12 protein-coding genes are annotated in these 14,073 nt (G+C 67.7%); 2 read left to right on the forward strand and 10 right to left on the reverse strand.

Annotated elements, in window-relative coordinates:
* Positions 1 to 47: 47 nt before the first annotated feature.
* The 3 genes from E4A48_RS10000 to efp all read right to left on the reverse strand — a co-directional run bounded on the left by E4A48_RS10000 (position 48) and on the right by efp (position 2,794).
* Positions 48 to 1,382, reverse strand: coding sequence for a TRZ/ATZ family hydrolase (locus E4A48_RS10000; protein ID WP_039006670.1), 1,335 nt, complete (start codon positions 1,380 to 1,382; stop codon positions 48 to 50).
* A 25-nt stretch (positions 1,383 to 1,407) separates the two neighbouring features.
* Positions 1,408 to 2,055, reverse strand: coding sequence for a TMEM175 family protein (locus tag E4A48_RS10005; protein ID WP_142742348.1), 648 nt, complete (start codon positions 2,053 to 2,055; stop codon positions 1,408 to 1,410).
* Positions 2,056 to 2,227: 172 nt separating this feature from the next.
* A complete protein-coding gene (gene efp, locus E4A48_RS10010; protein ID WP_003466096.1) occupies positions 2,228 to 2,794 on the reverse strand; it encodes an elongation factor P in 567 nt (188 codons plus the stop codon).
* Positions 2,795 to 2,894: 100 nt separating this feature from the next.
* Here efp and epmB point away from each other — a divergent pair, with 100 nt between their 5' ends.
* Entirely contained in the window at positions 2,895 to 3,926 is a 1,032-nt protein-coding gene (epmB, locus tag E4A48_RS10015; protein ID WP_039006675.1) for an EF-P beta-lysylation protein EpmB, read from the forward strand.
* Positions 3,927 to 4,124: 198 nt separating this feature from the next.
* Here epmB and E4A48_RS10020 read toward each other — a convergent pair whose 3' ends face one another.
* The 3 genes from E4A48_RS10020 to E4A48_RS10030 all read right to left on the reverse strand — a co-directional run bounded on the left by E4A48_RS10020 (position 4,125) and on the right by E4A48_RS10030 (position 8,137).
* Positions 4,125 to 6,269, reverse strand: coding sequence for a putative bifunctional diguanylate cyclase/phosphodiesterase (locus E4A48_RS10020; protein ID WP_058196262.1), 2,145 nt, complete (start codon positions 6,267 to 6,269; stop codon positions 4,125 to 4,127).
* A complete protein-coding gene (locus E4A48_RS10025; protein WP_039006679.1) occupies positions 6,266 to 7,156 on the reverse strand; it encodes a phosphate/phosphite/phosphonate ABC transporter substrate-binding protein in 891 nt (296 codons plus the stop codon). The genes E4A48_RS10020 and E4A48_RS10025 overlap by 4 nt, the downstream gene beginning before the upstream one ends.
* A gap of 219 nt (positions 7,157 to 7,375) precedes the next feature.
* On the reverse strand, positions 7,376 to 8,137 hold the full coding sequence (locus tag E4A48_RS10030) for an RNA methyltransferase (RefSeq protein ID WP_039006682.1): 762 nt from the start codon (positions 8,135 to 8,137) through the stop codon (positions 7,376 to 7,378).
* A gap of 115 nt (positions 8,138 to 8,252) precedes the next feature.
* Here E4A48_RS10030 and E4A48_RS10035 point away from each other — a divergent pair, with 115 nt between their 5' ends.
* A complete protein-coding gene (locus tag E4A48_RS10035; RefSeq protein ID WP_039006684.1) occupies positions 8,253 to 9,080 on the forward strand; it encodes an inositol monophosphatase family protein in 828 nt (275 codons plus the stop codon).
* Between the two features lie 214 nt (positions 9,081 to 9,294).
* Here the strand turns inward: E4A48_RS10035 and secF are convergent, their stop codons facing one another.
* The 4 genes from secF to tgt all read right to left on the reverse strand — a co-directional run bounded on the left by secF (position 9,295) and on the right by tgt (position 14,028).
* Positions 9,295 to 10,260, reverse strand: a complete 966-nt coding sequence (gene secF / locus E4A48_RS10040) for a protein translocase subunit SecF (RefSeq protein WP_039006686.1) — start codon at positions 10,258 to 10,260, stop codon at positions 9,295 to 9,297.
* A gap of 95 nt (positions 10,261 to 10,355) precedes the next feature.
* Positions 10,356 to 12,200 (reverse strand): protein translocase subunit SecD, encoded by a 1,845-nt coding sequence (gene secD / locus E4A48_RS10045; RefSeq protein WP_039006688.1) that lies wholly within the window; start codon positions 12,198 to 12,200, stop codon positions 10,356 to 10,358.
* A gap of 56 nt (positions 12,201 to 12,256) precedes the next feature.
* Complete coding sequence (gene yajC / locus E4A48_RS10050; protein WP_003475324.1) at positions 12,257 to 12,601, reverse strand: preprotein translocase subunit YajC; 345 nt, start codon at positions 12,599 to 12,601, stop codon at positions 12,257 to 12,259.
* Between the two features lie 284 nt (positions 12,602 to 12,885).
* A complete protein-coding gene (tgt, locus tag E4A48_RS10055) occupies positions 12,886 to 14,028 on the reverse strand; it encodes a tRNA guanosine(34) transglycosylase Tgt (protein WP_142742349.1) in 1,143 nt (380 codons plus the stop codon).
* Positions 14,029 to 14,073: the final 45 nt, after the last annotated feature.

Here is a 14,073-nt window from a genome sequence, read left to right on the forward strand (position 1 = left end):
CATCTCGGTTGGGCCGCGCGCGCAGCGCGGCACGGCAGTAGAACGGATCAGGCGTGCACGCTGCGGATGCGTTCGCGCCATTGCCGCGCGTTGGCGACCAGCGCGTCGGTGTCCATGTCCACCAGCACGCGCTGCTCGAGCTTGCGCTGGCCGGCGATCCACACGTCGCTGACCTGCTGCCGGCCGGCTGCGTAGACCAGCTGCGACAGCACATTGTGCAGCGGCTGGGTCTCCAGCGCCGACAGGTCCACGCAGATCAGGTCCGCCTGCTTGCCGACCTCGATCGAACCGATCTTCTCGCCGAAGCCCAGCGCGCGCGCGCCGCCCAGCGTGGCCGCGCGCAGCGTGGTCGCCGCATCCAGCGCGGTGGCGTCGTTGGCCACCGCCTTGGCCAGGATCGCCGCGGTGCGGTTCTCGCTGAACATGTCCAGGTCGTTGTTGCTGGCGCAGCCGTCGGTGCCGATCGCCAGGTTCACGCCCGCACGCTGCAGCGCGCAGGCCGGGCAGAAGCCGGAGGCGAGCTTGAGGTTGGACTCGGGGCAATGCACCACGCTGACCCCGCGCTCGGCGCACAGGTGGATCTCCGCGTCGGTGAGCTGGGTCATGTGCACCGCGATCAGGCGGTCGTTGACCAGGCCCAGCCGGTCCAGCCGCGCCAGCGGGCGCTGGCCGTACTGCTTGAGCGAGTCGGCGATTTCCTGCGCGGTCTCGTGGGTGTGCAGGTGCACCGGCACGTCGAGCTGGTCGGACAACATCCGCACCCGCTCGAAGTTGGCGTCGTTGACCGTGTACGGCGCGTGCGGGGCGAAGGCGATGCCGATCAGCGGATCGTCGCGCCACTGGTCGTGCACCTCGCAGGCGCGTTCGAAGTATTCGTCGGAGGTCTTGGCCCAGGCGGTCGGGAAATCGATGATCACCGTGCCCACTCGCGCGCGGAAACCGTGCTGCTTGTACACCGCGGCCTGCACGTCGGAGAAGAAGTAGTTCTCGTTGGCGCAGGTGGTTCCGCCGCGCAGCATCTCGGCGATCGCCAGCGCGGTGCCATCGGCGACGAACTCCGGGCCGATCACCGCGGTCTCCACCGGCCAGATGTGCTGCTGCAGCCACACCATCAGCGGCAGGTCGTCGGCGATGCCGCGCAGCAGCGTCATCGGGTTGTGGGTATGCGCGTTGACCAGGCCCGGCAACAGCGCCGCGTCCGGGCGCGACACGGTGCGCGCGGCGGCGAAGCGCGCGCGTGCCTGCGCGGTCGGCAGCAGCGCGACGATCTCGCTGCCGCGCACCGCCACCGCGTGGTCTTCCAGCACCACCGTATGCGGCTCGATCGGGACCACGTAGCCGGCTTCGATCAGCAGGTCGCAGGATTCGGGATTGGAGGTCATCGCAAGCGCTCTGGAAAAGGAGAGATCAGGTTGCCGCCTGAGCCTGGTCGATGCGCCGCTGATACACGCGCATTACCCCCCACTGCAGCACGAACACCGCCACGAAGCCCAGCCGCCCGAGCAGCGGCGCGACCATCGCTAGCGGAATGCACAACGCGAACACCACCGGCGCGACCGCCACGCGCAGCGTCATCGCCTGCGCCTGCAGCGCGCCCAGCCGCTGTACCAACCCTTCCTTGCGCACCGCGTAGACATGCATCAGGTAGGCGGCCGCACCGATCGTGGCCAGATGCGCGCAATACACCGCGAACGCCTGGTTGCTGCCGAAATAGTCAGAATACAAGGCGGTGGAGAACGGCAGCAGCCCGATCAGCAGCAACTGCAGCACGTTGAGCCAGATCAGCCGGTCGTCAAACTGGCGGATGTGCCGGCACAGCTGCAGATGCGACTTCCAGAACAGCGCGGTGACCAGGAAGCTGACCGCGAAGCCGATGAACAGCGGCAGCATGTGCCACAGCGCGGCCAGGATGCCGCCGCCGGCCTCGACTTGCGCATGCCCGGGTACCTTGATCTCCACCGCCAGCAAGGTAATGGCGATGGCGAACACCGCATCGCTGAAGAACACGACCCGGTCGTGCGGGTACTTGGCATCGGCGCTGGCGGCGTGGCTCATGGTCGCGGGAATTCCTGGAAACGGATCGGCCGCGATCGCCGCACGGCGATTCGGCATTGCATCGGCGTGGCGGCCGCACGCGGCGAACCCATGCGACCTGCTGCCGTCCAGCGCAGCCGCTGCCGGCGGCCGGCGGGCGGCCAGGTGCCGCCCGGCCGCGCCGGCCGTGGGCTTACTTGACGCGCGAGAAGTACTCGCCCGAGCGGGTATCGACCTTGATGATTTCGTCCTGGCCGACGAACAGCGGCACCCGCACCACCGCGCCGGTTTCCAGCGTGGCCGGCTTGCCGCCGCCGCCGGAGGTATCGCCGCGCACGCCGGGGTCGGTCTCGACGATCTTCAGTTCGACGAAGTTCGGCGGGGTGACCTGGATCGGGGTGCCGTTCCACAGCGTCACCACGCAATCCTCCTCGCCCTTGATCCACTTGGCGGCGTCGCCGACGCCGGTCTTGTCGGCCTGCACCTGCTCGAAGGTTTCCTGCTGCATGAAGTGCCAGTACTCGCCGTCGGTGTACAGGTACTGCATGTTGGTATCGACCACGTCGGCCGCTTCCAGGCTGTCGGTCGCCTTCATGGTCAGTTCGACCACGCGCCCGGACTTGATGAAGCGGTACTTGATGCGGGTGAAGGCCTGGCCCTTGCCCGGCTTGACGTATTCGGTATCGGTGATGATCGCGGGCTCGCTGTTGACCAGGATCTTCATCCCGTTCTTGACGTCGTTCATGCCGTAGCTGGCCATCTGAAACTCCTCGGGTAAGGCAAACCCGCCGCGTTCGGCGGCCGGCCGGATAGAATGGAAAGCCCCGCCGCACCGGCGGGCACTCGTTTTATGACCGCATATGATAACCGCAGCCCACCGCCCGATGCAGCCGTCCCCGTCCCCCGCCGTCCTGACTGCGCCCCGCTGGCAGCAGCTGTGGCGCGATGCCGTGCGCGACCCGCGCGAATTGCTGGCGCTGCTGGGGCTGGACCCCCAGGCGCTCGGCGTCTCCGAACAGGCTGCGACGCAGTTCGCGCTGCGCGTGCCGCGCGGCTTCGTCGCGCGCATGCGCCATGGCGACGCGCACGATCCGCTGCTGCGCCAGGTGCTGCCGATCGAGGCCGAACTGCGCCGGGTGCCGGGCTTCGCGCTGGACGCGGTGGGCGACGCGGCGGCCAAGAAGGCCGACGGGGTGATCCAGAAATACCGCGGCCGCGCGCTGCTGGTCGCCACCGGCAGCTGCGCGGTGCACTGCCGCTACTGCTTCCGCCGCCACTTCCCGTATGCCGAGGAAACCGCCGCGCGCGACGGCTGGCGCGAGACGGTGGCGGCGATCGCCGCCGATCCGGACATCGACGAGGTGATCCTGTCCGGCGGCGACCCGCTGTCGCTGGCCACGTCAAAGCTGGTGGAGCTGACCGAGGCGCTGGCGGCCATTCCGCAGATCAAGCGCCTGCGCATCCACAGCCGCCTGCCGGTGGTACTGCCCGAGCGCGTCGATGCGCCGCTGCTGGCCTGGCTGCGCGCGCTGCCGTGGCCAGTGGCGTTCGTGATCCACGCCAACCACGCCAACGAATTCGACGCCAGCGTGGACACCGCGCTGGCGCAGCTGCGTGGCAGCGGCGCACAACTGCTGAATCAGGCGGTGCTGCTGCGCGGGGTCAACGACAGCGTCGCCGCGCTGGCCGCGCTGAGCGAGCGCAGCTTCGCCGCCGGCGTGCTGCCGTACTACCTGCACCAGTTGGATCGGGTCGAAGGCGTGGCCCATTTCGAAGTGGACGACGCGACCGCGCGCGCGCTGCACCAGGCCCTGGCCGCGCGGCTGTCCGGGTATCTGGTGCCGAAGCTGGTGCGCGAGATTGCTGGCGATACGGGGAAGCGGGCGCTGTAGGTTTTGCCGGGACTCGGGACCGGGGACCCGGAACAGCGAAAGCCGGAACGCCGGGAACGATGGCGACACCCCATTCCCCTGGCCTTCACCGAATAAAAAGGCCGCGATCTGCGCGGCCATTTTTCATTCGGGATCTTGCAGCACTGGGAACCCAGCTCTTCCGGGTCCCCGGTCCCGAGCCCCGGTTCCGAACCGGAACTAGGCTTGACCGCGCGGCATGCCCTCGCTGGCCAGCAGCTTACGGAATTCGGCGGCGCTGAGCGGGTGGCTGAGCCAGAAACCCTGCCCGAGTTCGCAGCCGCGCTCGCGCAGCAGTTCGAACTGCACTTCCTGCTCGATGCCCTCGGCGACCACGGTGATGCCCAGCGAATGCGCCATGGCGATGATTGCGGTGGTCAGGGCCAGGTCGTCGGGGTCGCGCTGCAGGTCGGCGACGAAGCTCTTGTCGATCTTGACCCCGTCCACCGGCACCTGGCGCAGGTGGCTCAGGCCGGAGAAGCCGGTGCCGAAATCGTCCAGCCACACCTTGACCCCGGTGCGGTGCAGCCGCGCCAGCATGCTCGCAGCCTGTAGCTCGTCGCCGATCACCGCGGTCTCGGTCAATTCCAGGTGCAGCTGCGCCGCAGGCAGGCCGGATTCGCGCAGGCAGTCGGCGACGATTTCCGGCAGGTCGCCGCTGCGCAGTTGCCGCGGCGACACGTTGACCGACACGAACAGGTCGCCGCTGCCGTCGAAGCGCTGCCAGTGCGTGGCCTCCAGGCAGGCCGCACGCAGCACCTTGGAGCCGATACTCTCGATCAGCCCGCTCTGCTCGGCCACGTCGATGAACACCGTCGGCGAGATCGTGCCCAGCGCCGGGTGCTGCCAGCGCAGCAGCACCTCCACACCGACCATGCGCCGGTCCACGGTGCGGAAGATCGGCTGGTACACCAGCTTCAGTTCGTCGCGGTCCCAGGCGCCGCGCAACTCGTGCTCCATGTGCAAGCGCCGTTCCACCGCGTAGTCCATCGCGCGGCTGTAGAAACGGTGACAGTTCTTGCCGGCCAGCTTGGCCTGGTACATCGCGATGTCGCCGTTCTTCAACAGCGCCGAAGCGTCCTCGGCATCGCCGGGGTAGACGGTGATGCCGATCGAGGTACCCATGAACACTTCACGGTCCTGGATCCGCAGCGGCTCACGCAGTTCCTGCACCAGACGCTCGGCCAGGCCGGTGGCGGCTTGCACCGCATGCTCGTCCTCGACCAGGATCACGAATTCGTCGCCGCCGAAGCGAGCCAGCAGCGCGTCGTGCCCGCCCAACTGTTCCACCGCCAGCTGGATACGCCGCGCGAACTGCAGCAGCGCCTCATCGCCGGCCTCGTGGCCGAGGGTGTCGTTGATCCGCTTGAAGTCGTCGATGTCGGCGAACAGCAGCGCCAGGCGCCGGTGCGAGGCGCGCGCGGACAGCATGCGGTGGTCCAGCGCCTCGCGGAACGCGAGCCGGTTGGTCAGCCCGGTCAAGGCATCGGTGTAGGCCATGTGGCGCACGTCGCGGTCGTGGCGCGCGATCGCCTCGCTCATGCGCACGAATGCGCGCAGCAGTTCGCTGACCTCGTCGTGGCGGCCGCTGTCACGGCGCTCCACCACGTAGTCGCCGGCCTCGATCTGGCGCGCGGCCGCGGCCAGCCAGCGCACCGGCGCCACCAGCGTGCGCTGCACGTAGATCGCCACCATCACCGCGGTCAGACCCAGCGCCGCCAGCAGCAGCAATAGCCAGCCCAGGTGGCGCTTGCCCAACGCGCCCAGACGTTCGTCCAGGCTCTCGCCGGCCTTGCGCTCGTAGACCAGCGCCCGCGTCCAGGACATACCCACGCGCACCCCGCCCACGCGCTGGTCGCCGATCATGATCGGCATCGACACGTCCAGGATATCGTCAGACTCCTGCGCCAGCAGGCCATTGGCCTTGATCGCCGCATCGGCCATCGGGCCGCGCATGCGCTGGCCGTAGCCGGGCAGATCGTCGCTGCCGTCGTGGATCAGGCGCCCGTCGGCGTCGTACACCAGCACGTAGGCTACCGCCACGTAACCCAGCGCCGCGCGCACCTGGGTGCCGATCGCGTCCAGGTCGGAGTAGTACACGGGATTGGCCAGCGAATCGGACAGCTGCCGTGCCAGGGTTTCGCCGCGGGTGCGCATGCTGCGGTCGAACAGGCCATGGATCACGTTGCCGCTGAGCGTGCGCACCTCGTTCTGCATCGCCGCCTGCCGCTCCAACATCAACGCCAGGATCGCCATGATCAGCAACGCGGCCACGCCCATCGCCAGCAGGAACCTGGCCTGCAATCCGAAACGCAGCCTCTTCATTCCACTTCCAGCTTGACCTGCGCAACGCCGGCACGCAGCTGGTCCAGCCGCTTCTGCGAAGCCCCATCGACCGGGTAGAAGCCGGAGGTGCCGAAGAACTTGTGCAGCGCGGCGCTGCCCTGCGGATCGTCGGCGGCTTGCAGCAACACCTCGCGCAGACGCGCCTGCACCGGCGAGGCCAGGTCGCCGCGGACCATCTCCAGCGCACGCGGGAACGGCTCGGTACGGTAGATCACCCTAAAATCGCGGCGCAACGCGGGCGGCACACGGTGGTCGTCGTCCCAGTCCAGGTTGCTCAGCGCGCCGGCGTCCACCAGGTGCTTGTGCACGTAAGAGGCGATATTGAGTTCGGAGCGCGCGAACACGTAGCCGACCGTGTTCGCCGAGGCCTGGTCCTTCGGCGAGAGCAGGATCTCCGGGCGCAGGTCGTGTTCGAACAGGGTCATCATCGGCACCAGGTAGGCGCTGGTGGACAAGGTGCTATGCAGCGCCAGGGTCCGTCCCTGCAGGTCGCGCAGGGTGTGCAGCGGACCGTCGCGGCGCACGAAGAACACGGTGCGGTACTCGCGCACCCCGCCACGCTCGGTCAGCAGCAACGGTCGCACCCCGCCGCGCTGTTGCAGCGCCATCGCGGTGGCCGCGGTTTCGGTGACCCAGTCGACCCGGCCGCGGCGCAGGTAGCTGCTCATCTGCTGGCTGTCGCGCGCCATCAGGATCTGCCCGGAGGTGATGCCGACATCGCGCATGCGCGGCACCACGTAGTCCAGCAATGGTTTCAATTGCTCGTAGTGGGCCTTGGGATTGTCGCTGATGCGGCCCAGCACCAGCACCGACGGGCGCGCGTGCACGATCGCAGGCCAGCAGATCGCCAGCGCCAGCCACACCATGACGACACGCCAACGCGAACTTTGCAAACCACATTCCCCATGTAGAGTCCATAAGCCTAGCCGAAAGCGTCAGCCGGCGACAGTTGTTGAAGCCGGGACTCGGGACTCGGGACTCGGGGGTCCATGGCACGGCAAGGAAGCGAACATACCGTGCACCACAGCAAGCGACCAGCCGCCAAAGACTAGGGCTCCTGCTTCGCCGAGTCCCGGGTCCCGAAACTAACTACGCGCCTGTCCCGCCAGCCGCGCCATGCGCTGCGCATCGGACAGGATCCCGCGCAACAGCCGCACTTCCTGCTCGCTCAGCGCGTTGCGCAGGAACAGCCGGCGCAGCTTGCGCATCGCCGAATCCGGCGCGCGGCCCTTGTGGAAGTCGATGTCGTCCAGGGTGTCGCCCAATTGCCCGAACAGCCCTTCCAGCTGAGCATGACTGGCCGCGGCCTCGCGGAAGCCGGGTTCCGGCGCCACCGCCGCTGCGCCCTCGCCGCGCAAGTGCGCCAGGCGCAGCTCATAGGCCAGCACCTGTACCGCCGCGGCCAGGTTGAGCGAACTGAATGCGGGATCGGAAGGAATGTGCACCGCCGCGTGGCACAGCTGCAGTTCCTCGTTGGTCAGGCCGGTGCGCTCACGCCCGAACACCAGCGCCACCTCGGCCTGCTCGGCGGCGGCGCTCACCAGCCGCTGCGCACCGTCGGCCGGCAGCAGTTCTTCCAGTGACACGCGCCGGCTGCGCGCGGTGCAGCCGAGCACCAGCTGGCAGTCGGCGACCGCCTCGGCGAGGCTGGCCAGCACCGGTGCCTGCTGCAGCACGTCCTCGGCGCCGGCCGAGCGCCGATAGCCGTCCTCGTCGAGCGCGCGCTCCGGCGCCACCAGCACCAGCCGCGTCTGGCCCATGGTCTTCATCGCCCGCGCCGCCGCGCCGATGTTGCCAGGATGCTGGGTACCGACCAGAACGAAGCGGATGCGGGCAGAAGCGGTCATGGCAAGAAGATGCGGAGCGAACGGGGCGTAGATGGTAAACTGCGCGGCCGGCCTTCGCGCCGGACTGTTCTTTTCCTCCGCCAAATCCTTCTCCGCCCTCTCGGGAGCCGTTGCCATGCAAAAACCCGCCGTCACCGTCATGGTCAAGGCCGCCCGACTCGCCGGCAATGTGCTGCTGCGCCATATCAATCGGCTGGAAGCGCTGAACGTGGTGCAGAAGGACCGCATGGACTACGCCAGCGAAGTCGATGCCGACGCGGAGAAGGTGATCGTCAAGGAACTGCGCCGCGCCTATCCCGATTACGGGGTGATGGGCGAAGAAGGCGGCGTGCAGGGCGGCGGCCGCTACATGTGGGTGATCGACCCGCTCGACGGCACCAGCAACTACCTGCGCGGCTTCCCGCACTACTGCGTGTCGATCGCGCTGGTCGAGAACGGCGAGCCGATCGACGCGGTGATCTTCGATCCGCTGCGCAACGAGCTGTTCACCGCCAGCCGCGGCAACGGCGCGGTGCTCAACGACCGCCGCATCCGCGTCAGCGAGCGCAAGGACCTGAACGGGGCGATGGTCAACACCGGCTTCGCCCCGCGCGAGCGCAAGCGCACCAGCGCCCAGCTCAAGTGCGTGGACGCACTCATGGTGCAGGCCGAGGACATCCGCCGCACCGGCTCGGCCGCGCTGGACCTGGCCTACGTGGCCTGCGGCCGTACCGACGCCTACTTCGAGGCCGGGGTGAAGGCCTGGGACATCGCCGCCGGCGTGCTGCTGGTGCGCGAGGCCGGCGGCCGCATCACCGACTTCAAGGGCGCCACCCCGGGCCGCATCGACGACCGCGGCACTCCGCAATTCCAGATCGTGGCCGGCAACATCAAGGTCAGCGAAGTGCTGCAGAAGCTGATCGTCAATACCGGGTATGCGGCGGAGTTCGACGCGAAGTTTTGATTGAGGAGGCGGGACTCGGGACCGGGGACCCGGAAAAGCAAAAGCCGGGGTGCCGAGGACGATTGTGACGCCCTCCCCGATCATTACAGCCCCTTCGTCAAACAAAAAGCCGCGCAGATGCGCGGCTTTTTGTTGCCAGGAATCTTGCAGCAGCAGAAACCCGCTCTTCCGGGTCCCCGGTCCCGGCTCCTCCGAGTCCCGAGTCCCGGCCCCCTCAGGGCCTCCGCGCCAACGCCTCCACATCCTTGGTCTTCGGCAGCAGGTCCTGCTTGGTCACCTGGAACGGGCCGATCGACAGCAGCGGCACTGCCACGATCACCGAGGACACCACCACGATGACCGCGCCGATCATGTGAGTCAGGGCCAGGCCTTCCATCGAGGTGCCGCCGTACAGGTACAGCGCCAGGGCCGACAGGAAGAACATCACCGCGGTGATCACGGTGCGCGACAGGGTCTGGTTGATCGAGCGGTTCAGCACTTCCACCGGCTCCACGCGCAGGCTGCGGAAGTTCTCGCGCACGCGGTCGAACACCACGATGATGTCGTTGATCGCAAAGCCCATCACCGACAGCATGCCGGCCAGCACGGTCAGGTCGAATTCGCGGCCAGTGAGCGAGATGTAGGCCACCGTCACCAGCAGGTCGAACAGCGCGGTCAGGCTGGCCACCACCGCGAACTTCCACTCGAAGCGGAACGCGATGTAGATCAGGAAGCCGACCAGCATGAACAGCGTCGCGTACACGCCGTTCAGCGCCAGGTCCTTGCCGACCTGCGGGCCGACGAATTCGCCCGGCTTCACCGTCGCCGGATTTTCCGCCGTGGTCACCGCCTTGCGCACCTGCTCGGCGAGGTTGCTGGTCAGGTCTTCGTTGTTGTGCTCGCCCTGCGGCTGCAGGCGGATCACGATCTCGTTGCCGCTGCCGACGTTCTGCACCTGCGCGTTCTCGAAGCCTGCCGTGGCCAGCTGCTCGCGCACGTGGTCGATGTCCACCGGCTTCTGGAAGCTGGTCTGCACCAGCGCACCGCCGGTGAACTCCAGCGCGTAGTTGAAGCCCTTGCCGAAGATCACCCCGAGCGAGGCCACCGCCAGTACCAGCATCAGCACCAGGGTCGGACGCCGCCAGCGCATGAAGTCGATCTTGGTGTCGTTCGGGATCAGATGGAGCGGGAAAATTTTCATGGAGACGTGCTCTTCAATTTTTTAAACCCCGCACAGGGATGTGCGGGCTTTGGCGAGGGACTCGCATGTGTACGGGATATTGCGAGGCACTCGCATCAGATGGCGACGGACTTGAGCTTCTTGCGGCGGCTGTAGATCAGCGTGGCCAGCGCGCGCGACACGGTGATCGCGGTGAACATCGAGGCGAAGATGCCGATGATCATGGTCAGCGCGAAGCCCTTCAGCGGCCCGGTCCCGAACGCGTACAGGGCCACGCCGACGATCAGGCCGGTGAGGTTGGCATCGAGGATGGTGCCGCCCGCCTTCTCGTAGCCGGCGGCGATCGCCGATTTCGGCGGTACGCCCAGCCGCAGCTCCTCGCGGATACGCTCGTTGATCAGCACGTTGGCGTCCACCGACAGGCCGACCGACAAGGCCAGGCCGGCGAAGCCGGGCAAGGTCATGGTGGCGCCGAACAGCGACATCACCGAGACCACGATCAGCAGGTTCATCAGCAGTGCCACCGAGGTGATCGCGCCGAACATGCGGTAGTACACGCCGAAGAACACCAGGGTGAACAGGAACGCATAAACCACCGCAGTAACGCCGCGCTCGACGTTCTCCGCGCCCAGGCTCGGGCCGATCACGTATTCCTCGACGAAATCCATCGGCGCAGCCAGCGAACCGGCGCGCAGCAGCTTGGCCAGATTCTCGGCCTCGACCTTCTCCAGGCCGGTGGTCTGGAAATTCTTGCCGAACACGCCAGCGATGCGGGTCGGCGCCAGCGCTTCTTCCTTGACCCGCACGCTGCGCACTTCCTTGCCGTCGACCATGCTCACGGTCGGGATGCGCTCGATGTACACCACCGACATCAGCTTGCCGGTGTTGGCGCTGGTGTAGTCGAACATGCGCTGGCCGGCGACGTTGTTGAGAGTCACCGACACCGCCGGCAGCCCGTTCTGGTCGTTGCTGACCACCGCGCCGACCATCTGGTCGCCGGACACCAGCACGCGCTTGTTCAGCAGCACCGGGGCGCCGCTGTCGCGCAGGCGGAACACCTTGGCCTCCGGCGGGATGTTGCCAGTGCGTACCGCGTCCTCGGCATTGCCTTCGACCACGCCGCGGAACTCCAGCGTGGCGGTGGCGCCGATCATGCGCTTGGCCTCGGCAGTGTCCTGCACGCCGGGCAGTTCGACCACGATGCGGTCCTCGCCCTGGCGCTGGATGATCGGCTCGGCCACGCCCAACTGGTTGACGCGGTTGCGCAGCGTGGTCAGGTTTTGTTCGATCGCGCCGGCGGCGATCTGCTTGAGTTCGGCGTCGGGCACGCTGACGGCGATGGTCTGCCCGGACACAGCGTAGCTCAGCGTCGGCTGCGCCTTGGCCAGCGCGGTGCGCGCGGCGTCTGCATCGGTGCCCTCGCCCAGGCCGACCTGGATGCTGTTGTCGGCACGGCGCTCGACCGAACGGTAGGCAATGCGGTTGTCGCGCAGGGTGGTGCGGATGTCCTCGGCGAAGGCATCCAGACGCTTGTCCAGCGCCGCCTTCTGGTCCACCTGCAGCGCGAAGTGCACGCCGCCGACCAGGTCCAGGCCCAGCACCATCGGCTTGCCGCCGATCGCCGACAGCCACTGCGGCACGGTCGAGGCCAGGTTCAGCGCCACCGTGTAGTTCTCGCCCACCTGCTGGCGCAGGATGTCGTTGGCACGGGTCTGCGCCTGCAGGCTCGGCAGGCGCACCATCAGGCTATCGCCCTCCTTGGCCACCGACTTGGGGGTGATCCCGGCCGCCTTCAGCTCGGCGCTGACCCGCTCGCGCAGGGCCTCGTCGAGCTGGCCGCCGCGGCTGGCAGTGATCTGTACCGAAGGGTCCTTCTGGTAGACGTTGGGCAGCGCGTACAACGCACTGAACGCCAGCACGATCAGGATGAGGAAATACTTCCAGCGCGGAAACTCAAGCATTGCAGCACCCCGCGCAACGCCACGCCGGCGCCGCGCCTAGCAGTAAGAGAAATGGATCAGGCGGACTTCAGCGTGCCCTTGGGCAGCACGTTGCCGATGGCGGCCTTCTGCACGCGGATGCGCACGTTGTCGGCGATTTCCACGGTGATGAAGTTGTCGCCGATGTCGGTAACCACGCCGGCCACGCCGCCGGAGGTGATGACCTCGTCGCCGCGACCGAGCTTGTCCAGCATCGACTTGTGTTCCTTCTGCCGTTTCATCTGCGGGCGGATCATCACGAAGTACATCACCGCGATCAGGATGATCGGCAGCAGGAACATCTGCATGCCGCCACCGGCAGCAGGAGCGGCGCCGGCGGTCTGCGCCTGGGCCACGGGAATCAGGAAATCGAGCGGGTTCATCGGTGTGTCCTATGGTTTGGGCAGCACGTTGCCGGTGAAGGCACGCACTGCTGATTTGTCGCCGGAGGCGGCAAGCAGCCGCCGATTATGCCACGATCTCCCCTTGCCCCCGGAACGACCGTCGCGCCCTCCCTTCTCCCCTCGGGACCATGGCCCCCTTCTCGGGGGAAGGTGCCGCGCAGCGGCAGATGAGGGTACGCGCGCAGCCTCGTGTGCTTTCGATGCCCGCGAGGCTGCGCCCGTACCCTCACCCCAACCCCTCTCCCGGCGGGAGAGGGGCTTTGTCACTGCTCCGAGGGTAGCGGTGCCGCTTCCGCCCCGCGCGCCGCATAGAAGGACCGCCGGAACTGGGCAAAGGTTCCCGTGGCGATCGCCGCGCGCATGTCGGCCATCAGCTTCTGGTAGTACCAGAGGTTGTGCAGGGTGCCCAGCATCGGCGCCAGCATCTCGTTGCAACGGTCCAGATGGCGCAGGTAAGAGCGGGTATAGCCGCCGCTGCAGGCGTGGCAGCCGCAGCCCGGCTCGATCGGCGCCAGGTCGCGCTCGTAGCGGGCGTTGCGGATGCGCACGGTGCCGAACGCAGTGAAATAGTGGCCGTTGCGCGCGTTGCGGGTCGGCATCACACAATCGAACATGTCCACGCCGCGGGCCACGCCCTCGACCAGGTCCTCCGGCCGCCCGACACCCATCAGGTAGCGCGGGCGCTCGGCCGGCAGCCGCGGATGCAGGTGTTCGAGCATCGCGTTGCGCTCGTGCTCCGGCTCGCCCACCGCCAGCCCGCCGATCGCGTAGCCGTCGAAGCCGATCGCCTGCAGGCCCTCGATCGAGCGCGTGCGCAGATCGGCATGCACCCCGCCCTGGACGATGCCGAACAGCGCCGCATCGTTGTCCAGGCCGTCGTGCGCATCGCGCGAGCGCTGCGCCCAGCGCAGGCTCAGCTCCATCGAGCGGCGCGCGACATCCTCGGTGGCCGGGTACGGGGTGCACTCATCGAAGATCATCACGATGTCCGCGTCGAGCACCTTCTGGATCCGCATGCTCTCCTCCGGACCCAGGAACACCTTGGCGCCGTCGGTCGGCGAGGCGAAGGTCACCCCCTGTTCGCTGATCTTGCGCCGGTGCGCGAGCGAGAACACCTGGAAACCGCCCGAATCGGTCAGGATCGGCCCGTCCCAGCACGCGAAGCCGTGCAGCCCGCCGTGGTCGCCGATCACGTCCAGGCCCGGCCGCAGGTACAGGTGGAAGGTATTGCCGAGGATGATCTGCGCGCCCAGCGCCTTGATCTGCTCGGGCAGCACGCCCTTGACCGAACCGTAAGTGCCGACCGGCATGAACGCCGGGGTTTCCACCGTGCCGCGCGGGAAGGTCAGGCGCCCGCGGCGCGCGGCGCCGTCGGTGGTGTCTAGCTGGAACTGCAATCGGGACATGGAGAGGCCGGGAATGGAGAATCGGGAATCGGGAGTGACAACGGC

This window comes from Xanthomonas translucens pv. cerealis (genome assembly GCF_006838285.1).
In the GTDB taxonomy this organism is placed as follows: Bacteria; Pseudomonadota; Gammaproteobacteria; order Xanthomonadales; family Xanthomonadaceae; genus Xanthomonas_A; species Xanthomonas_A cerealis.